Origin of the sequence: Streptomyces sp. NPDC004609, from assembly GCF_042873655.1 — a bacterium.
Lineage (GTDB): Bacteria > Actinomycetota > Actinomycetes > Streptomycetales > Streptomycetaceae > Streptomyces.
Genome location: NZ_JBIALS010000065.1, coordinates 1 through 18,836, shown reverse-complemented (window position 1 = coordinate 18,836; position 18,836 = coordinate 1). Strand labels below are relative to the sequence as shown.

General features: G+C 66.3%; 18 protein-coding genes. 9 read left to right on the top strand and 9 right to left on the bottom strand.

All coding sequences use genetic code 11. From position 1 onward, the window contains the following. Window positions 1-280 precede the first annotated feature (280 nt). Window positions 281-1,717: a cellulose binding domain-containing protein gene (locus ACFYT4_RS34885; RefSeq protein ID WP_389278528.1), complete on the bottom strand. Its 1,437-nt coding sequence runs from the start codon at window positions 1,715-1,717 to the stop codon at window positions 281-283. A gap of 297 nt (window positions 1,718-2,014) precedes the next feature. On the opposite strand from ACFYT4_RS34885, the gene ACFYT4_RS34880 reads away from it, so the two are divergent. The 3 genes from ACFYT4_RS34880 to ACFYT4_RS34870 all read left to right on the top strand — a co-directional run bounded on the left by ACFYT4_RS34880 (window position 2,015) and on the right by ACFYT4_RS34870 (window position 5,774). Then, window positions 2,015-3,286 (top strand): nucleotide sugar dehydrogenase, encoded by a 1,272-nt coding sequence (locus tag ACFYT4_RS34880; RefSeq protein ID WP_389278525.1) that lies wholly within the window; start codon window positions 2,015-2,017, stop codon window positions 3,284-3,286. After that, window positions 3,283-5,376, top strand: a complete 2,094-nt coding sequence (locus ACFYT4_RS34875; RefSeq protein ID WP_389278522.1) for a glycosyltransferase — start codon at window positions 3,283-3,285, stop codon at window positions 5,374-5,376. The genes ACFYT4_RS34880 and ACFYT4_RS34875 overlap by 4 nt, the downstream gene beginning before the upstream one ends. 182 nt (window positions 5,377-5,558) lie before the next feature. Next, the gene (locus ACFYT4_RS34870) at window positions 5,559-5,774 is read left to right on the top strand and encodes a hypothetical protein (RefSeq protein ID WP_389278519.1); all 216 of its coding nucleotides are present in this window, start codon (window positions 5,559-5,561) and stop codon (window positions 5,772-5,774) included. A gap of 305 nt (window positions 5,775-6,079) precedes the next feature. On the opposite strand, the gene ACFYT4_RS34865 is transcribed toward ACFYT4_RS34870, so the two are convergent. Both ACFYT4_RS34865 and ACFYT4_RS34860 read right to left on the bottom strand, forming a co-directional pair. Beyond that, entirely contained in the window at window positions 6,080-6,526 is a 447-nt protein-coding gene (locus tag ACFYT4_RS34865) for a hypothetical protein (RefSeq protein WP_389278516.1), read from the bottom strand. Continuing rightward, window positions 6,523-6,789 (bottom strand): hypothetical protein, encoded by a 267-nt coding sequence (locus tag ACFYT4_RS34860; RefSeq protein ID WP_389278513.1) that lies wholly within the window; start codon window positions 6,787-6,789, stop codon window positions 6,523-6,525. Before ACFYT4_RS34860 ends, ACFYT4_RS34865 begins: the two co-directional genes overlap by 4 nt. A gap of 439 nt (window positions 6,790-7,228) precedes the next feature. On the opposite strand from ACFYT4_RS34860, the gene ACFYT4_RS34855 reads away from it, so the two are divergent. Continuing rightward, window positions 7,229-9,184, top strand: coding sequence for an AAA family ATPase (locus ACFYT4_RS34855; RefSeq protein WP_389278510.1), 1,956 nt, complete (start codon window positions 7,229-7,231; stop codon window positions 9,182-9,184). A gap of 98 nt (window positions 9,185-9,282) precedes the next feature. Here the strand turns inward: ACFYT4_RS34855 and ACFYT4_RS34850 are convergent, their stop codons facing one another. The 4 genes from ACFYT4_RS34850 to ACFYT4_RS34835 form a co-directional block, all read right to left on the bottom strand. After that, window positions 9,283-10,413 (bottom strand): hypothetical protein, encoded by a 1,131-nt coding sequence (locus tag ACFYT4_RS34850; protein WP_389278507.1) that lies wholly within the window; start codon window positions 10,411-10,413, stop codon window positions 9,283-9,285. A 1-nt stretch (window position 10,414) separates the two neighbouring features. Next, entirely contained in the window at window positions 10,415-10,918 is a 504-nt protein-coding gene (locus ACFYT4_RS34845) for a DUF4365 domain-containing protein (RefSeq protein ID WP_389278504.1), read from the bottom strand. A 255-nt stretch (window positions 10,919-11,173) separates the two neighbouring features. Continuing rightward, the gene (locus tag ACFYT4_RS34840) at window positions 11,174-11,743 is read right to left on the bottom strand and encodes a peptide deformylase (RefSeq protein WP_389278501.1); all 570 of its coding nucleotides are present in this window, start codon (window positions 11,741-11,743) and stop codon (window positions 11,174-11,176) included. After that, entirely contained in the window at window positions 11,740-12,156 is a 417-nt protein-coding gene (locus ACFYT4_RS34835) for a hypothetical protein (RefSeq protein ID WP_389278498.1), read from the bottom strand. The genes ACFYT4_RS34840 and ACFYT4_RS34835 overlap by 4 nt, the downstream gene beginning before the upstream one ends. A 63-nt stretch (window positions 12,157-12,219) precedes the next feature. Between ACFYT4_RS34835 and ACFYT4_RS34830 the strand changes: the two genes are divergently transcribed. Further along, entirely contained in the window at window positions 12,220-13,284 is a 1,065-nt protein-coding gene (locus ACFYT4_RS34830; protein WP_389278495.1) for a hypothetical protein, read from the top strand. A gap of 461 nt (window positions 13,285-13,745) precedes the next feature. Here ACFYT4_RS34830 and ACFYT4_RS34825 read toward each other — a convergent pair whose 3' ends face one another. Together ACFYT4_RS34825 and ACFYT4_RS34820 are read right to left on the bottom strand one after the other, a co-directional pair. Beyond that, window positions 13,746-14,201: an NUDIX domain-containing protein gene (locus ACFYT4_RS34825; protein WP_389278531.1), complete on the bottom strand. Its 456-nt coding sequence runs from the start codon at window positions 14,199-14,201 to the stop codon at window positions 13,746-13,748. 31 nt (window positions 14,202-14,232) lie between these two features. Continuing rightward, window positions 14,233-15,456, bottom strand: a complete 1,224-nt coding sequence (locus ACFYT4_RS34820; RefSeq protein ID WP_389278492.1) for a helix-turn-helix domain-containing protein — start codon at window positions 15,454-15,456, stop codon at window positions 14,233-14,235. A gap of 576 nt (window positions 15,457-16,032) precedes the next feature. On the opposite strand from ACFYT4_RS34820, the gene ACFYT4_RS34815 reads away from it, so the two are divergent. The 4 genes from ACFYT4_RS34815 to ACFYT4_RS34800 are packed head-to-tail and all read left to right on the top strand — an operon-like array spanning window position 16,033 to window position 18,751. After that, window positions 16,033-17,058, top strand: coding sequence for a radical SAM protein (locus tag ACFYT4_RS34815; RefSeq protein ID WP_389278488.1), 1,026 nt, complete (start codon window positions 16,033-16,035; stop codon window positions 17,056-17,058). Beyond that, window positions 17,058-17,693 (top strand): dTMP kinase, encoded by a 636-nt coding sequence (locus ACFYT4_RS34810; protein WP_389278485.1) that lies wholly within the window; start codon window positions 17,058-17,060, stop codon window positions 17,691-17,693. Before ACFYT4_RS34815 ends, ACFYT4_RS34810 begins: the two co-directional genes overlap by 1 nt. Beyond that, window positions 17,686-18,207, top strand: a complete 522-nt coding sequence (locus ACFYT4_RS34805) for a hypothetical protein (protein WP_389278482.1) — start codon at window positions 17,686-17,688, stop codon at window positions 18,205-18,207. Before ACFYT4_RS34810 ends, ACFYT4_RS34805 begins: the two co-directional genes overlap by 8 nt. Beyond that, window positions 18,191-18,751 carry a hypothetical protein gene (locus tag ACFYT4_RS34800; RefSeq protein WP_389278480.1) on the top strand — a complete coding sequence of 187 codons (561 nt, stop codon included), beginning with the start codon at window positions 18,191-18,193 and terminating at the stop codon, window positions 18,749-18,751. The genes ACFYT4_RS34805 and ACFYT4_RS34800 overlap by 17 nt, the downstream gene beginning before the upstream one ends. The last annotated feature ends 85 nt before the right edge of the window (window positions 18,752-18,836 follow it).

Sequence of the window (18,836 nt, the reverse complement as noted above, 5' to 3'; positions counted from 1 at the left end):
CGTACCGGCCCAGCGCGGGGAAGCAGGAACCCACCGAGACGGTCAGCCGACCGTGGTAGGAATCCCCGGGCTTTAGCCCAGGGAGCGGAAGTCAAGTGATCCATCCCCGCATCGTTCCGCGCGGCGTCCGGCCCTGTCGAACGCGATTCCGCCCGGGAGCCGACACGCGAGGAGGCCGCGGCGCGTGCTCTGTCCGGTACCGGCCCGGCCCCGCAGCGCGTCCCGCGGTGTGTCCCGCGCCCCGAGCCCGGCCGACCCGTCCTTGAACCCCTGACGTGCGTCAGTTGGCGGGCAGCGTGTCGAAGTAGTTCACGCCGCTGTCCCGGAAACCCGCGGCTATGCGCTCGACCTCCTTGGCGGACAGTTTCACCCCCGCCTGGTGGTAGACCCAGTCGACCTTCATGTCCCAGACCCGGTCGCCCTTGAACGGCAGCTCCACGAACCAGGTGTTGAACTGGATGGCCATGTCGGCGCGCGGTGTGTAGTCCTTGCCGTTCCGGTACAGGGTCCGGCCGTCCATGCTGTAGGTGACGCCGTCGTCGTCGATGGTGATCATCATGGTGCGCCAGCCGGCCAGGCTCTCCTCCGTCTTGCGCGTGACGCGGTCACCCTTGTCGGCGTTGCGCCAGCTGGTGGTGTCCAGCTTCGGGCCGGGTGCGCCCCAGCCGCCGTTCGGCATGTACTCGTAGTCCAGCTCGCTGTACCTGGTCCCGGAGCCGCCGATGGCGAAGAAGGTCTGGTTGACGGGGTCGCCGTTCCGGCCGCTCGTCGGCCTGTCGGTGAAGTGGATGCGGGCCGCGTAGGTGCCGGTGCGGAACTTGGGCTCCTTCGACCCGATACCGGCCTGCCGGGTGCCCGTCCTGGTCCCGTCCGTGGAGGCGCGCAGCCGTACCGCCTGCCCGTCCAGCGCCGTGTCATCGGCGGGAAAGGACACGCCTTCGGCGGTCCAGGTGCCCTTGATTCCGGGCCCTCCCTTGCTGGTGCGTACCAGCCAGCCGTGCTTGAACAGCGCGGGGTCCTTCGGCCCGAGGTAGGTGAAGTTGTCGAAAACCGCCTGGTCGGGAAGGGATACGGCGGATGCGGCCGGGCGCGCGGAGCCGGCGCCTCCGCCCTTGCCGCCGGGCTCCTTGCCCCACACCAGCGCGCCGCGCTTGTAGGCGGTGATCCGGTCGAACTCCCGGTACGCGACCCTGGTGCCGTCGAACGACCAGTCGTTGTCCTGCTTCAGGGGCTTGTGGTCGGTCCTGAAGAGCTGGAGTTCCAGACCACGGCTGTTCGCGCCGGGCTTCAGGGCTCCCGCCTGCTTCGTGAAGCCGATCTCCAGGTAGTGGTCGGCCGTGTCGCTCGGAGACTCCAGGGCGACGACGGTGCCCGTGACGTTCGAGCAGCCCATCGCGGCCTCGGCGCAGTTGAACGCGTATGCCTCGCCTCCGTCGGCGGTGAAGTAGTACCGCAGGACGACCTCGCTCAGCAGCACGGACTTTTCGGATGTGTTGAAGATTTCCATCGACGGCCGGGCGGCATCCGCCTCGCCGTCCGTGGCCGTCCGGTACCGGACGGTGAGATCGGAGGGTCCGGAGAGTTCGGAGGGGTCTGGCTGGAAATGGCGCCAGAGGGGATAGGCGGCTGTGCAGGCGGCGGCCACCACCACCACGAGAAGGAGAACCTTCAGTTTTCTGGCCTTGGGGGCCTTGCGACGGCGCCGGGAGGTCGCCACGAGAACTCCTTGTCGGAAGGGGCGGAGGGCAGTGTGCCCGGGCAGGTGAACGTCGCGGACAGTACCGCGCGGACGCATCCCCGAAGCCGGGACGGACCCATCGGCGGGCCCCTCCGGGGCGACTGACGCACGGCGGCCCGCGAGGGTTGTATGCAGCCATTGTGGGATGCGAGGGCCGTAATCCACCGGTGATGATGCAGGGGCGCTGTTACGGTGGCCATCCATTTGTTCGAAATCATGGAAGCATGCGCGCCCGGCCGTTCCGGCCGGTGGCGCGTCGGGGTGGGATGCATCGCCGTGAACAGGACCGCCACAGTCGACCTCGTCGTCGTCGGACTCGGTTACGTAGGGCTTCCGTTAGCCCGCGCCGCCGCCGCTTCGGGCATGCGGGTCGTGGGCCTCGACCGCAGCGCGTTAGTGGTCGAGGGGCTGAACTCCGGTGCGTCGCACATCGACGACATCAGCTCCTCGGACGTACGCGCCATGCTGGGCCGGGGTTTCCGCGCGGTGGACCGGCCCGAGGTCATCGCGGACGCGGCGGCGGTCGTCGTCTGCGTACCCACTCCCCTCACCGAGCACGGCGCCCCCAACCTCGCGGCGGTGAACGCCGCGGCCGACGACATCGCGGCCCATCTGACCCCGGGAACCCTGGTCGTCCTGGAGTCCACCACGTACCCCGGCACCACCGACGAGGTGGTACGCCCCCGCCTTGAGGCGGGCGGTATGAGGGCCGGCCTCGACTTCCATCTCGCCTTCTCGCCCGAGCGCATCGATCCGGGCAACGCGCGCTTCGGCCTGGAGAACACACCCAAGGTGATCGGTGGCACCACACCGGACTGCACCAAGGCGGCCCGTACCCTGTACGAGGGCTTCGTGGGCGGTGTGGTGGAGGCCAAGGGCACCCGCGAGGCCGAGATGGCCAAGCTGCTGGAGAACACCTATCGCCAGGTGAACATCGCGCTCGTCAACGAGATGGCGATGTTCTGCCGGGAGATCGGCGTCGACCTGTGGGACGCCATCCGCTGCGCCTCCAGCAAGCCGTTCGGGTTCGCGCCCTTCTACCCCGGTCCCGGCGTCGGCGGCCACTGCATCCCTATCGACCCCAACTACCTCTCCTACAAGGTCCGTTCGCTCGGCATCCCGTTCCGCTTCGTGGAGCTGGCCCAGGAGATCAACCAGCGGATGCCGGCCCATGTGGTGGCGCGCGCCGCCGACCTCCTCAACGAGCTGGGCAAGCCGGTGCGCGGCTCACGCATCCTGCTGCTCGGCGTCACCTACAAGCCGGACATCTCCGACCAGAGGGAGAGCCCTGCCCTGGACGTGGCCGAGCTGCTGCTCGCCCGCGGCGCGGACCTGGCCTACTTCGATCCGCGCGTCGAGGGCTGGAACGTCGGCGGCACCGAGGTGGAGCGCGTCGACGACTACCTGGACGCCGCGGCGCAGGCGGATCTGACCGTTCTGCTCCAGAGGCACCGCGAGCTGGACCTCGACCGGCTGGCCGACCGTGCACGGATGCTCTTCGACACCCGGGGCAAGTCCGCGGACCATCCCCGGGTGGTCAGGCTGTGAGTGACCAGAGCGCCTACATACCGGGCGCCGTCGACTCCGACGTGCGGCGCCGGCATCGGCGCAAGAGACATCTGCGCGTCTCGTACTTCTTCTTCCTCCTCATCGCCGGGCTGATCCTCACCAAGCTGGACCCGGACTCGCTCCATCTGTACTCGTTCGGTGCGCTGGGCCTGCTGGCCCTCAAGATGTTCATGGCGCTCTTCTACCGGCCCGCCAAGGCGGGCCCGGAGGAGCTGCTGCTCCTGGACAAGTCGTGGGTCACGGCGGTCATCCCGATCTACAACGAGGACCCGGTGATGTTCGAGCAGGGCATGCGCAGCCTTCTGGCGCAGAGCCGCCTGCCCAACGAGATCCACATCATCGACGATGCGAGCGCCAACGCCTCCGGCATCAAGGTCGCCAAGAAGCTGCGCCGGGAGTTCGAGGCCCAGGGCGTGAAGTACACGGTCAGCGTCCAGCCCGAGAACAAGGGCAAGCGCGAGGCACTTGCGCTGGGCTTCGAGGCGGCCCCGTACTCGGACGTCTTCCTGTGTGTGGACTCCGACACGGTGCTCTCCCGGGACACCGTCCGCGAGTTGCTGCTGCCGATGGCCGACGAGCGGATCATGGCCTCCACGGGCATGGTGCTCGCGCTCAACCACGACAGCAACATCTTCACCCGCCTCCAGGACCTGCGGTACGGAAACTCGTTCCTGTTCGAGCGTGCCGCGTACTCGCGCCTGAAGTCGGTGCTCTGCTGCTGCGGCGCGCTCTCCGCGTACCGCGGCAGCCTGGTGCGCAAGTACCTGCCGGACTTCCTCGACCAGCAGTTCCTCGGCAAGCCCGCCGTCTTCGGCGACGACCGCCGGATGACCAACTACTGCCTGATGGAAGGACAGGTCGTCTTCCAGGAGACGGCCGTCGGCTACACCGCCGTTCCGGAGAAGCTGCCGCACTTCCTGCGCCAGCAGATCCGCTGGAACAAGTCCTTCTTCCGTGAGTCCCTGTGGGCCTTCACGCACCAGAAGAAGTACCGGCCGGCCTTCTGGCTGACCTGCATGGAACTGGCGCTGTGGCTGGTCTTCGGGTCGGCGATGTTCTACTCGATGGTCATCCTGCCGATCATGCGCCCCTCGCAGTTCCTCCACCACATCGGCGACTATCTCGTCTTCATGGTCCTCATGGGGTACCTGCGCAATGTCCGGTACCTCGACTTCCCGCGCCGTGGCATGGGCTTCGTCAAGCGGTTCGGCATGTTCCTGCTGGCTCCGCTGTACGGCGTCATCCAGCTGCTGCTGCTGACACCGCTGCGGTTCTACGCCCTGCTCACCCTCGGCCAGGGCAGCTGGGGCACCCGCCAGGGCGGCGTCGAGGTGTCGGTCGCGGGCCACGAGGACGAGGTCTCCGCGGTCTGGGAGGAGGAGGACCAGTACTCCGACCCGCAGGTCTCCTCCACGATCGAGATGATGCGCCTGGAAGGGCTCGTCCTGCCACGGACGATGCCCCACGCGATGCCCCGAAACGGGGGCCAGGAGTCGCACCAGGGCGAGCACGCCGGGGACGGCCTGCACGAGCTGGGCCGGAATGTGCCCCAGCAGCAGGTGATGTGGAACGGCGCGACACATCAGCAGGTGCCACAGACCGTCATCCCGGCGCAGCCTGTCCCGCCGTACGGTTCCGCGGCGCCCTCTCCCGTGCAGCCGGCGCACACCGGATACCCCGCGGCTCACTCCTACGGCTCCGCACAGCACGCACCGCAGCAGCAGTGGCAGGCAACGGAACAACAGCCCACCCCGTCCCACGACGCCACGTGGCAGACCACTCCGGTCCACGACGCCACGTGGCAGGCCACCTCGGCCCAGCATGGCGCGTGGCAGACCACCCCGGCACACGACACCGCCTGGCAGGCCACTCCGGCCCACAGCTCGTGGCAGCAGGGCCAGGTTCCGTATGTTCCGCAGCAGCCCCAGGCGTCGTACGCTCACCAGCCCGCCGACGGGCAGCCGGGCCCCGACGGGACCTGGCAGCAGCCGTGGCCGCAGGAACCCCCGCCGTACGGACATCAAGACGGCACGTACCAGCCAAGCGACTGGACCGGCCACGGCCCGTAGACCCGTACGAAGCGGGCGGGGCCCCTGGTCGCGCGCTCTCGGCGCGCGGACACCGAGCAGGTGGCGTGGGCGACTCACCGAGGACCGGCGGCGCCCCAACGACAGGAGTGCGGCACCCAAGCAGCTGCGGCCGGCCGCTGATGGGCGGCCGGAGCGGCTGAACCGTCAGTGTGTGTCCGCGCGTGAAGGCGCCGCTGGCGTGCGAGCAGGCGGGGCACCAGCGGCCGGGGATCAAGGCGGTGTACCAGCATCCGACGCCGCAGATGCGGCGTGAGCGGCTGGGCGGGTTGCAGAAGATCTACGAGCGGGCGATGAGGAACATCGGACGGCGGACGTTGTGGGGGCGGGCGGACCTGGTGAAGGCCCCAGTGGAAGATGATCTCCTCAATCTCTCCTAAATGATCAGAGCGGAGCCCCGGACCGATCTCGGTCCGGGGCTCCGCTGCTGGTCACTGCTGTGCCCCCGGCAGGATTCGAACCTGCGACACCCGCTTTAGGAGCTCCCTGGGCGGGGATGTGACCTGCGGAAATGTCGACTGCAGCGTGTCTGACCTGGGGAAACCGTCCTCCGCAGTTCTCGCGTCTTCACGGTGCTTCCCGTTCCCGTGTGTGCTGAATACGTGCAGTGGATGCTGTCCGACGAGGGCACGGGTTGCTCAGGGGAGTCGGCGAGTGGTCGCAGTGAGGCATGGGCGGCGTCTCGTCAGACCTTCTCCATTCGCACGGAGTGTCCCGCGAGGAGTTGATTCATGTCGTCGGTGTCGGAGGTGAAGACGGTTGCCTGAGCTCCCCGCACCGCTTCCCGCCCGGCCACAGCCGCCAGAATGGCGTCGATGGCGTACTTATGCCCATGCAGGCCGGCTGCTTTCAGCATGTCGCGCGCTATGGCGATCACTTGGTCGTCAGTGTGCACGATGCGGATCCGGGACAGCGTCCAGTCCCACAGTGCCTGCCTCGACGTTTCGCGAGGGTCCCATGCCTCCAAAGTCGTGAGCGCCGAGGTGACGATCGGGATGTCCAGCCGCGGAGCCGTCTTGATCAGCGCAGTCATCTCCCGATCGCCCTGAACAGCCTTGGAGAGAGCCTCGGAGTCGAACACAAAGACACGCTGTCGCGGCCGGTGCAGCTTCGCCCGGGCGGTGCGGCTCACGCGGCCGCGTCCGAACTCGATCGCTGCTCGTCATGCCAGCCGTCGATGGCGGCGATGCGGTCCAGCGCTGCTTGCTGCTCGTCGTCCGTCACGGCGCCGTGCTCTTCTTCGAGACGTTCGGCCAACTCGCGTAGTCGGTCCATGGCGTCCTGATGAGCGGCGGCGGCTGCGATGTAGCCCGATACCCCGCGCGCGTCAACGCGCTCCTTGATTGATTCCACCAGCTCTTCCGGCACAGTGATGGTGATCTTCCGGGTTGCCATACTTCAAGTATGCCAGATCTTGTTCGGTGCGGCCCGGCCTCTTCGGGTCCTCACCTGCCCAGCCACCCCTCCCGTCGGATGCCGTGCAGGTCTGCGAGGAGTGCGTCCAGGGCGTGCGTGGGGATGTGGACTCTCCGTGGACTCCAGGCGTGAGAAATGCCCCCCGTCCGAATGGAACGAGGGGCCTGGAACTCCCTTACCTGCGGTGCAGGTGGTGCCCCCGGCAGGATTCGAACCTGCGACACCCGCTTTAGGAGATTTCTCGGTGCAAGGCTGTGACCTGCGGGAACGTGGACTGTAGGGCGTCTGGCCTGGGGAAACTCCTCTCCCTAGTTCCCGCGTGTTCGCGCGGTTTCTCGGCCTGATGTGTGCCGAATCCGTTCGCGGGGAGCTTGCTCCACCACCAGTCGGACTCGGGCTTCGGTGCGGGCAATAGCGGGTGGCGCCGAGAAGGGTCACCCAGGCGCGGTCCGGCCGACGGGTCGAGGAGCAGAACGAGCCCGCTGCACTGGCCCTTGGGAACAGAGTTTTGAGCAGGTATCGAATTGGAACGACCTGCTTCATCGGCCCGACAGGTGTCGGGAAGTCCACAGTGCTGAGAGCCCTGGACTGGTTCTTCAACGGGGAGAAGTCCGTCGCGCTCAGTACGGATGATGTGCACTCGGCGGCGGAAGGCGGGCGCATCTCGGTAGAGGTCGAGTTCGATGGCCTCACCGACCACGATCGTGCGACCCTCGGACGGTACGCACCGGAAGGTGCGGAGTCAGTGAGTATCTGGCGGACGTGGCAGGACGGCGAGGACAAGATCACGGGCAAGGCCCTAGCGTACGCGCCCTTCGAGGAGGTGCGACGGCACCAGAAGGCGACCCCGTTGCGGAAGGCGTACAACGATCTGATGGAGGGCGAGCCGAGCCTTGGGCTCCCCAAGGTCGGTAGTGCGCCAGCAGCGGAAGAGGCGATGAGGAAGTGGGAGCTCGCGAACCGTGAGCGGCTCACCGAGTCCGAGGTCGAGGACACGCACTTCTTCGGTTTCGCGGGCCAGAGTGTGCTGGCACAGTTGGTCGACTTCGTGTTTGTCTCGGCTGATCTGCGAGCCTACGAAGAGGCGGACGATCAGAAGGCGACGGCGCTTGGCCGCATCCTTGATCACGCGGTGGACCGGACGGGTGCGAACGAGCAACTCGGCCAAGTCGAGGAGAGCGCGCACTTGGCACGCGAGAAGATTCACGCTGAGGTGTACGGCCCCGTCCTCGACGAGCTTTCCTCCGCGCTCTCTTCGGAGGTGGAGAAGTTCACGACCGGCCGCCGTGTGCTGGTCACTCCTGTCGTGCAGCCACCGAGGCCCGCCCGGACCGCCTTCAGCGTGACCATCCGCGACGGTGCGGCCGAGACCTCGGTCCACCGGCAGGGGCACGGGTTCCAGCGTGCACTCATTATCGCCGCGCTGAAGTTCCTGGCGGACCGTCGTCGGCCCGAGTGCGGGACGCGAACCTTCTGCCTGGCCATCGAGGAGCCCGAGCTGTTCCAGCACCCTCCGCAGGCCCGTACCTTTGCCGGAGTCCTACGCGAGCTTGTGTCCGCATCGCCCCCAGGGTGCACCCAGGTGATGTACGCCACCCACAGCCCCGTGTTTATCGACCCGACCGGGTACCACCAGATCCGGCGCCTGTGCCGAGCGTCCGGTCAGGAGCATCCGGTGACCGAGGTCTGGCAGGCGACCGAGGAAGAGCTGTGCCGGACCCTGGACGGGCTGGTGGACGCAGACTCTGTCCGACGGCGCATCGCCGGGCAGCTGACCACCGCGTTCGCGGAAGGGTTCTTCGCCCGAGGCGTTGTGCTGGTGGAGGGGACGGGGGACGAGGCTGTCCTCAACGGGTGCGCGGAGCGCGTGGGCGTAAACCTCGGCGCCAACGGGATCAGCATCGTCGTGGTCGGCGGCAAGGACAACATGATGATCGCCCACGCGATCTTCAGCGCCTTGGGAGTGCAGTGCCACGTGGTGTTCGACGGCGATGCCCACAAGGAGGGAGCGAAGCGGGAGTCCGTGCAGCACTTGTTGCCCGAGCAGCGCCAAGCCCAGGAGCTGAAGGCGGAACGTGAAGCCCGGCACACCCGCATGAAGAACGCCGACCTCCTCGGGTATCTGGGCGCACCGCCCTCGCCGCGCCCGGCCGACGAGTCCACAATCCGCTACACGGTCTTTGAGGGTGACCTGGAGACCTACCTGACGGAGTACTGGCCGGGATGGGGCGTGCGCAGGCAGGAACTAATCGACCAAGGGGAGGGCTTCGGAGCCAAGAACGCGGCAACGTACCGCGCAGCGGCCCGAACGGCAGCGACCGCGCCGCTGTTCCTCATCCACGCACTGCTGGAGAATGTTCAGATGATGGCCTGAGCCCTCTGACGGCTTTCGAGCGAGGGAGGATGAGCCCGGGACACTTACAGGGAAGAGGCTGCTCCAGTCAGTAGGGTCCGTGTGTTCCAGGCCGGGGGTCACCCTCCCAGAGACGGGTCTGGGCCGAAGTCAGTGACCGTCATGGACGCGGTCCCTCCGGGCGGGCTCGTCAGAACGCCGCGGACGCGGACCGGGATGCCGGCGTCGTGGCAGTGGACCGCCTCGTGATAGCTGGCATCGGGGAGATCCATCCACACAGTGCGGCTGCGGCGCTGGATGAGGGCTTGTACGCCGACGCGCCCGGTCTCGTCGTCCGGGTGGCGACTGAGGTCGGTCACCAGGCCGTAGATCACGTTCTCGCGGCTGTAGACGCTTGTCTTGAGTTGGTCGGCTACCCGTTCCACGACGGCGATGGCGTCGTGGTTGAACTCGACCTCGCGAGGGGTCCCAGGGGGTGCCGACGCAACCCGGGACCAGTTGAAAGTGACGTCCAGGCTGTCGACTGCCTCGCTGTTCACGACCCTCGACAGGGCCTGGCACAACTCGTACGAGACACCTTCTCCGATGGAGTCGGTGATCTCACTGGGTGTGGGGAGCCGGTCCGACTCCGCCATCTCCTCCAGGACGCCCAGTGCTCGGGACATCGTGGCGGTGACGCGCCTGTCGAACAGTGTCTCCTCGACCTCGACGTCGATCTGGTCCTGGCCCCGTTCGTACACGTCAATGGGGGACCGGGCCTGGCTGATGATGGGCACAATGTACGACCCCTTGCGGGTTTGACCGAGCCTTACGTCCCGGGCTTGTTCCCTGGCGCGGACCGGAAAGTTCCGGAAGTGGCCCTGCCGACGCAGGGTTGCCGCAGCCGAGGCCACACGCAGCCTTTTTGCCGATTGGAAGAGCTCGAAGCCGGCGTCCAGAGGGATCGACCCGTCCCGAATAGTTGGGTGGGAGGCCCTGAGGTCCGTCACGTCGTGGAAGACGGAGCTGATGGAGTCCGTCACGGTCCGAATGCCCACACCACTGATCCGGGCGAGGTCCGCGACGAGCATACGAGCCCTTTTGTCGAAGTCCGGGGCACCCGGCTTCATGGGGACGAGGACGATCTCCTCGGCGGGCCCGGGGAGGCGCCAGAGTTCCGCGACGTCACCGCCGGACACCGTAGACCAACCTGTCACTTTGAGGTAACTGCGGATCTCAGCGGGCCCGAAGGGGAGTTCGTCGGTGACCACGTCAGTTCTCACCCGAGCTGCCGACGAGAAGGATGCTTCGCGCCATGTCGAACATGGACCGCATGGACTTCACGGTGAGTTGTTGTTCCTCCGGAAGGCCGATCGCAGTGGTGGCGCGGCTATTCACCGGTTCCCTGCCATGCAGGCAGGCCCAGTACCCGTGACAGGCGAGCACAACGGAATCAGGGTGCTGGGTGACCCAGAGTTCCAGATTGGGCGGCACCACAAGGAGAACCAGGTGCCCGGGCGCCGAGCGTTCTCTGCTGCGCAGCTTGTCGTAGGTCTCGACGTCCAAGTCGAAGCTGTATCCACCGCGAACGGCGCGTGGGCGCTGGGTGCACTTGAGTTGGAAGTCGACCATGAGGCCGCGGTCCCGAAGCGTGACGTCCACCCCGTCCTTGTCGACGTTCCAGTCCCCCACCGTGTACCCGCCCTGGGAGGCGAGGGCGTGCACGTACGCGCGGCTGATCTGTTCCTTCTGCCAGCTCGTCGCTTCCCCGGTCACGCATGCCCCTCCCCGCCGCCTGACCGCGAGGATAGATGCGTGCGGAGCGTCTGGAAACAGGGCGTCGAGTTCCCTGGAACCGGCTTCGGCCAACAGGGCCACCTGAGATCCCCCGGCTAGGAGGTCACTGAAAATCTTGCTGTGGGGCGGCCCACGGGTGTGGGGTCGCCCTCCGTGCTTCACGGAGTGGCTGGGGTCAGGGTCCAAGGCGCGCGGGGTGCAGCGCCCATTTTCTGGTCCGCGAAGGCGAGTCGCTCAGGCGTCCTCGTAGGACCATGCCTGCCCGCTCTGCCGGTATTCCTCCACGGGAATCGGCGTCGCTCCGGCTCGCATGTGGGCGGTGTACAGGAGGCCGTCGAGGTGGTCGATCTCGTGGTGGATGAGGCGGGCGAGGCCGTGTTCGTACACGGTGGCTGCTGTCTCGCCGCTCAGGGCCGTGGTCTCCACTGTGATCTCCAGCGGCCGTGGGACGAGGCCGCGGACGTCGAAGAAGCTGAGGCAGCCCTCGTACTGCTCGTCGCTCGCCTCCGCGTGGGCCGTGATCCGTGGGTTGAGCAGGATGATCGCGGGGGCGTCGCCGGGGGGCTGGACGACGGCGGCGGCGCGGCCGATGCCGATCTGTGGGGCGGCGATGCCCATGCCCTTGGCGAAGGGGTGTACCTGGCTGATGCGGTTGAGGGCAGCGAACAGTTCGTCCACGATGTGCTCGGCCTCGTCGCGCTCGCTGGGCAGGTTGAAGGGGCGGGCAGGTGTGGTGAGGATAGCGGCGCCCTCTTGGACGACACCGAGGTCGCGCATCTGCTGGCTGGGCCGAACGTTCGTCAACTGAACTCTCCCTGGTCCGTCTTGTGTTCGGATCGTGCCCGGAACCGCCACTCCAGACGGTACCGAGCGTGCAGTGCGGGTGTGGTCGTGATCCACGTGAAAGCCCGCTGTTCACCGTCGTCATGGCGGACGGGTGGGGTGCGGAGCGGGGCGGCTTCGGCGGTCATGGAGGTCTCGGTGCCCCAGACCACGGGGTTGAGGGCAGCGGGGAAGACGAGCTGGACTTCGAGCTGTTCCGTGGGCAGGCGAACGGCACGCTGGAACCAGTTGCCCCATTTGTCGTCGCCGACGGTGTAGGCGTACTCGATCCAGACGGATTCGCCGGGGTAGAGCGGGAAGCGGCCGTGTTCGTTGTCGAACAGCAGCCAGATCTCCTTGAAGGCGTCACGGTCGTGCTTGGCCTGCCAGCGCATTGCCTCACCCCGACAGGTGGCGGTGAGGTCGAGCTCGTCCCAGGTGAGCGGGTGGGCCCGGTAGTGGGCGTTGGACTGCTCCGGGTCGCCGGGGTAGCGGTCGACCGAGATACGGATCAGATAGCGGGTGACCGGTTCGGTGCCGGTGTTCCGGAGGCGTCGTCGCATAGTGAGCCGGTAAGCGCGGCCGTCGTAACGGAGCAGAAGCGTAAGACGTTCGTCATCGACTTCGCCAACAAGCCCGAGGACATCAAGACGGCCTTCGAGCCGTACTTCAAGAACGCGACCCTGGAGACCGAGACCGATCCCTACGTCGTCGTCCACCTGGCTAACAAGCTCGCCCAGGCCGGAATCTACACCGAGGACGACGTCCGCAAGGTCGCCGAGCTGTGGGTAACCCGGAAGGGCAACAACGCGCTCTCGGCGGCGATCAGCCCGGCGCAGCACGACTTCCGGCGCCGCTACGCGCGGGCGATCGAGGAAGAGGACAAGGTCACGCTCAACGCGCTCGACCTATTCCGCAAGGATGTCTCCACCTACGTACGCCTCTACGACTTCATGTCCCAGGTCGTCGACTACGGCGACGCCTACATGGAGATGCTCTCGATTTTCCTGCGTCTCCTGGAGAAGGTCATCGCAGAGTCCGCCTGGGCCGCCGACGTAGACCTCTCTGACGTGGTGCTGGTCGGGGTCAAGCACAGCAAGGCGATACCTGTCGACATCTCCCTCGTGGGCGACGGGCAACTGAAGGGCATCAGCGCCGCCGGCACGGGCACGAAGAAGGAACCGAAGTACGTCGCGCTCCAGGTCGTCATAGGCAAGATGAACGACCTCTTCGGCGCCGAATCGTTCGCTGAGTCCCAGGTCAGGGAGTTCGTACAGGGGCTCGTTCAGCGGTTGCTCGCCGACCCGAACCTGATCAACCAGACCAAGGTGAACTCCAAGAAGCAGTTCGTGGAGTCACAAGACTTCCAAGCAGCCGTTACGGAGGCGGTTGCAGACAACCAGGATGCCCACAACACGATGGCTGACTACTTCTTCACCGATGGACCGGCTATCAACTCGATCATCGTCGCCCTGGCGGATGCCTTCTACGAAGCAGCGGTCGATCAGCAGGTGGATTCTTAGACACGGCAGCACGCATGTCCCGCGCGCCCCAGCCTCAGCAGACCAACCGCGGTCCGGGGCCGGTCCGGGCAGCTTTGCCATGAATCCTCTTGCCCTCACTCCGTAGCGGCCAATTGCTACGCCAAGCGGGGCGCCGGATCACCGCTTCCCACACGGCACGGTCGGACTCTGGCTCCTCGGCCTCCAGGCCGGGCCACCGCGATGCTGGGCGACGCGGGGACCGTACGGGTCGCAAACGAGCAGGCAACCGACCGTTGAGAGTACGTCGCCCCCGATGCCCAGGACCAGCTCGGCGGCCTGTTCCCTTGCGTTCCCGAGAAGCAGCTCTACGACACGGTGGAGGCGGCTGTAGGCAATCCCGACCTGCGGAGGGATGAGCCGCCAGCTGACTTCTGAACGGCCCCAGAGGCGTGCAAATGAGCCCTGGGAAACGGGGATTCCGCCCCATAGCGGGGCCCTCCTCAAGCCCCTGCTTGTGGCGGCTCGCCATGTTCCAGGTAGACGGTCACGCCGTCCGTGCGGGCCTGGATGCCGGCGGTGATTCTGCGTACGAGGCGGGGGATGGTGAGCTCTGGTAGCCGTTCGGCGTGGTGGAAGTCGTAGCTGCGGAGCTCGTCGGCTTGCAGTGCGACCCGGTGGCGGTGGTCTGTGCTGAGACGGCCGCCGTCGAAGAGGTAGAGGACCTTGTCCCCCTCTCCTGGATTCGGCGCCCAGTCCACGACGAGCAGGCGGCCGATGCGGGGTGTGATGCCCAGCTCCTCGTGGATCTCGCGCGCGCAGGCTTGCAGGGGTGACTCGCCTCGTTCGACGTATCCACCCGGGATGTCGCGGTAGTCCTTGTAGGACGGTTCGACGAGCAGGACGCGATCGGCTTCGTCGAAGAAGAGAGCGCCGGCTGCCATGCGGGGGTGGGCCATCTTCGCCTCGTGCTCGTTCACAGGATGGACTCTAACCGCCTGTGATGATGTGAAGCCTGCGGGCCAAGTCCGCTACGGGCTGGGATGGGCGACCTCTTGTGCCGCGAATCCAACCGATGACCAGTTCCCGGCTCAGGTAGTGGTGGCGCACCTGTTCAGGCGCGGCCTGTTCGGCGTCCAGCAGGATGGACAGAGCTTCGTCGGTTCGGTTCCAGGCGCTGAGCGCTCGGGCGACTTCGAGGCTGTGGCGTACTCGCCGCTCCACTGGCATGTAGCTGGTGTCGATTCGCGGTCCGAGGTCCGCCGCTATCTGTAGGTCCCCGAGCTCTCTGGCCGTTGCCACGCAGTGGATGGCCACGTTGGTTGGGCCGCAGGCTGTCCACAGGTGGTTGGCGTCGGTGCCTAACCGGTGTGCGGATTCGTCAGCTTCCCGGAGGAAAATCTGCGCTGTTGCTCGGTCCTCTGCTCTTGCGGCTGCCATCGCCCCGGCGAGGAAGAGTGTGCCGTACACCGATAGATACTCGTCGTTCGCGCTGCCCAGTTCCGGCTGCATCACGGCTGCTGCGTCGTTCACCAGCTGGATCGCTGAGGTGAAGCGGCCAGTGGCCAGCAGGCAGTGTGTGACTGACCGGATGAGCGAGCCTGTTACCGCGCTCCGGCCGCTGTGCTGCGCAGCTACCAGACCGCGATCGGCGGCGATCCACGCCAACTCTGTCTCCCCGACCTTGCCCAGCACCATCGCCGTGCCCTGGTAGGCCAGGGCGAGCAGGGCATGGGCCTCCTCCCGTTTGTGCCCCGAGTGTGCACGGGATGCGGCGAGGGCACCGGCAACGACGAAAGGAAGGCGTCGAGTGGCGAAGCCGTAGCGCGATGCCTGGTAGGCGTCGAGAACCTCCTTCACGTCGGCCCGGAGATCCTTCAAGGTGGGAGGTTCGTCATCGGGAGGAGACCCCAGCAAGGGCGTGAGCTGCTTGTAGTCCATGAGCGCTTCGCGCAACGCGGGGATAGTTCGGCTGCCGCTGTCGCTGGACCAATCCATGAGGGTCGGCTCGGCAAGCAAGGCCCCGGGAGAGACATCGAGGGCCTTGGCGAGTGAGGTGATCACCGAGAGGCGGTCGAGTTCGATCCGGTTGTTCTCCGCTTTGCTCAACCAGTCCGTGGTGCGTCCGACAAGGCCGGCCAGGACTTCCTGGGAGAGGCCGCGTCGGCGCCGGTACCAGGCGACGCGCTCGCCGGTGGTCAGGTTCTCTGTCATCCCTCGCATGTCCTGAGTATCACCTCGTGGCCAAAAGAGACCCCGGAAGGTTTTTCCGGGGTGCTGCGGGGTGCTTTGCCTACTGTCGCACCAGATCGAGAAGGCCACCGAGGAATCGGTCAACACCCCTTAACGCTTGTGGCTTTGGCGATCGGTCCCGCTTCTGGGTCGGGCAGACCACGGCCCACTCAAACGGATGCTGGAGGTCCGACATGTATTCCGCCGCACGCTGCCTTGTGACACGGCCCCGTCGCTTACGCCCCGATGGTGAAGCGATCGCGAGCATGACTTGGTGGGCCGCTGTAGCGACCGGGTTTGCGTTGTTGGGGGTGATTGTCCACGGCGATCTGGCGCAGGCGCACATCAGTGCGACTGGGAGTGCGCTGGGTGGCAATGCAGCGGCAGACGACCAGGACACCGTCACCTAGATGTGGGCCCGTTCCCGGCCTGCACCAACCCAAGGCCGGTGCCCAACCGCACTTTGGGCGATGAACATGCCCCGCTCCACTTCACTCCGCACACCCGCGCATCGGGTTTCCGAGCCGATTGCGCACCACAACCCCTTGGGAGAGGCCAGTGAACACCACACGACCCGTAGCCGATGCACCAGCAGTCGACTGGACTGCTTTACGCAATTTCGCCGCTCTGCGAGGGCAGCTAAGGGTGTCTTTGACGCCTCGCTGCAACATCGCGTGCTTCTTCTGCCACAACGAGGATGATGTTCCGCCGCCGCTGACCCGTATGGATCGCAGCCAGCAGCCTCGTGCGCGCGTTTACCGGGCTGAGCACTTTCTGACCGTCATCTCCTCGATGATGACAGCGGGCCTCAAGCGTGTGTACTTCACGGGTGGAGAGCCTCTGAACTCGCCCGTGGCCCGCGATGTGCTGACGGCTCTGCCGCCTTCCGGCCCTGATGGCTCGTACACGCTGATCACCAACGGCACTCAGGTCCGCACCCATCAGGAGTGGCTCGCCAGGACGCCGCTGGACAAGGTCAAGGTGTCGCTTCACTACTTCTCCGATGAGTCTCTGCGCGCCATCGCGGGCACTCGCATTGGTATCGACACAGTGCTGGACGGTATTGATGCGTCCCGGGAGATGTTTGAGCGGGTCGAACTGAACTGTCTACTGCTCAAGGAGAACGTCCACGAGGTGAAATCAATCCTCAAGTTCGCGCTGAACCGGCGGATGCCGGTGCAATTCATCGAACTGGTGCCGACGGACTTCAACGATGGCCGCGCCGATACCGCGATCTCCGCCGAGGGAATCATCGGGCATCTGAGGACCCTCACCCAGGACGAGCATGTCGAGGTGACCGGGGTCGGTCAGGGACGGCGGGTCTTCCGCGTCGACGGGGTGGAGATCGACGTGATCCACCGAGATCTGGGCCGCCACCATGTCGGCCAGTGCGGTACCTGCCCGGTCCGCACCAAGTGCGTCGAGGGGTTCTGGGCCCTGCGTGTGGACCACGCCGGGGGCATCCAGCCCTGCCTGCTCCGCGGGGACCTGCGCCTAGACGTCAAGGACGCGATTAAGGAACCCGAACGGCTCGCCTCCGCCGTTGCCGGACACATCGCGCAATTCACCGAGGGGACCTTGTGATGCTGCCCGCCGCCTATCGGCCCATTCCGCGCGTTGAGAGCCGCCAAGCCCCATTCGTCGTTCTGGAAGGCGTTTCCGGTATCGGCAAGTCCACTTTGACCGCTCTGCTGGCTCGCCGTATGAACGCGACCAGCCTGCACACCTTGGCCGACCCGCACACCGGATGGAGCCTGGAAGCAAACGAACAACTGCGGTCGCTGCCTCAGTTCGCGTTCTACCTCTCCGGCTTGCTGCACGCTTCCGATCGCGTTCGTCAGGCCGCAACCCTCGGCCCGGTCGTCGCCGATCGCTATGCCTCCTCGGTGACGGCCTGCCATGCCGCAGTCCACGGCCTTGACCCCGCCGAAGTAGCCGTACTGATCGACCCCTTCCGTCCCTACCTGATCGTCCCCGATGCCACGTTCTACCTGACCTGCTCCGAGGCGACCCTGCGTAGCCGAATGGCCGGCAAGCTCGACATCAAGCAGGACGACACCGATTTGTTCGATGTGGCCGGCCGTTACAAGCAGCTCCTGGAGAACTTCGAGCAGGTCGCTGCCAGTGACTCCACGGCCGTGGTCCTTCCCACCGATGACCAGAGTCCCGACCAGCTCGCCGACAGGATTGCGGCACATCTGGAGGAAGCCCGTGCTTAATCCCATCGACGTCGATACCGTGGTCCGCGACGGTGGAGCGCACGGCCGATTCCCCGGCCAGATCCACGCCGGGGTCGCCTGGTGGATGGCGGCCTGCTTCGTCGTCACCGTGCGTGCGCGCCGTTTGGTCGTCGCCCACGACGGCAAACCCGCCTCCGTCGAGTTCTTCGACCGGCTGTGCCAGGGCGCCGTCAACGCCCAGCACTATGCCTGCCAGGTCCTGGATCGTGGCCAAGCCGACGAGGTCGCGCTGCTGGCCGCCATGCGTCAGGCTGGAGACGCCCCCGGCATCCTCGTCACCACCAAGGAGACGGGCGGCGACACTGTACAGATCTCGATCGCCCTGTACGGCCGTGGCGGCAAACCGCTCGATGAACCGGGCGGGCTCGCCGCGATCCGACGGATGATCGCCGAAGACCGGGTGCCGGTCCCCGTCAACGAAACCTCCAAGGGCAGAGTCCAGCCATTCACGACGGCGAGCGGTGAGGACACATCAAGTGATCAATGCGGCTGACGCCATACTCGCCGGCACGAACATCCTGTTCGTCACCCTCGACTCGCTGCGCTACGACGTCGCCCGTATGGCCCTGGACGAGGGCCGTACTCCCCACCTCGCCCGGTTGCTGCCCGGCGGAGGATGGGAGCTCCGGCAGACTCCCGGCACGTTCACCCTTCCCTCCCACATGGCCTTCTTCTCTGGGTTCCTGCCCAAGCTTCCCCAGCCCGAACAGCCACCTCGCCTGTGGGAATGTCGCCCGCCGTCGTTCAAGACCGTGCCGTCTCAGACGTTCCTGTTCGAGGCACCCAACCTTCTCGAAGGGCTGAACCAGCACGATTACCGCACGGTGTGCGTCGGCGGTGTCACCTACTTCTCCCGCGAGACCCCACTCGGCGGCGTACTGCCGGACATGTTCGACGAAGATCACTGGCGGCCGGAGTTCTGCTCACCCGAACCGGACTCCACCCGACACCAGGTTGACCGGGCCCTCGGTCTGGCCGACCAGTACTCCGGGCGTCCGCTGTTCCTGTTCGTCAACATTTCGGCCACCGGGCCTTGACCCCGAATCCTGAACACACGAGAAACTGGATCCTGAGGATCTGAGAACGGACATCTCGTGGTCATGAAGAACTACCCGCCGGAGT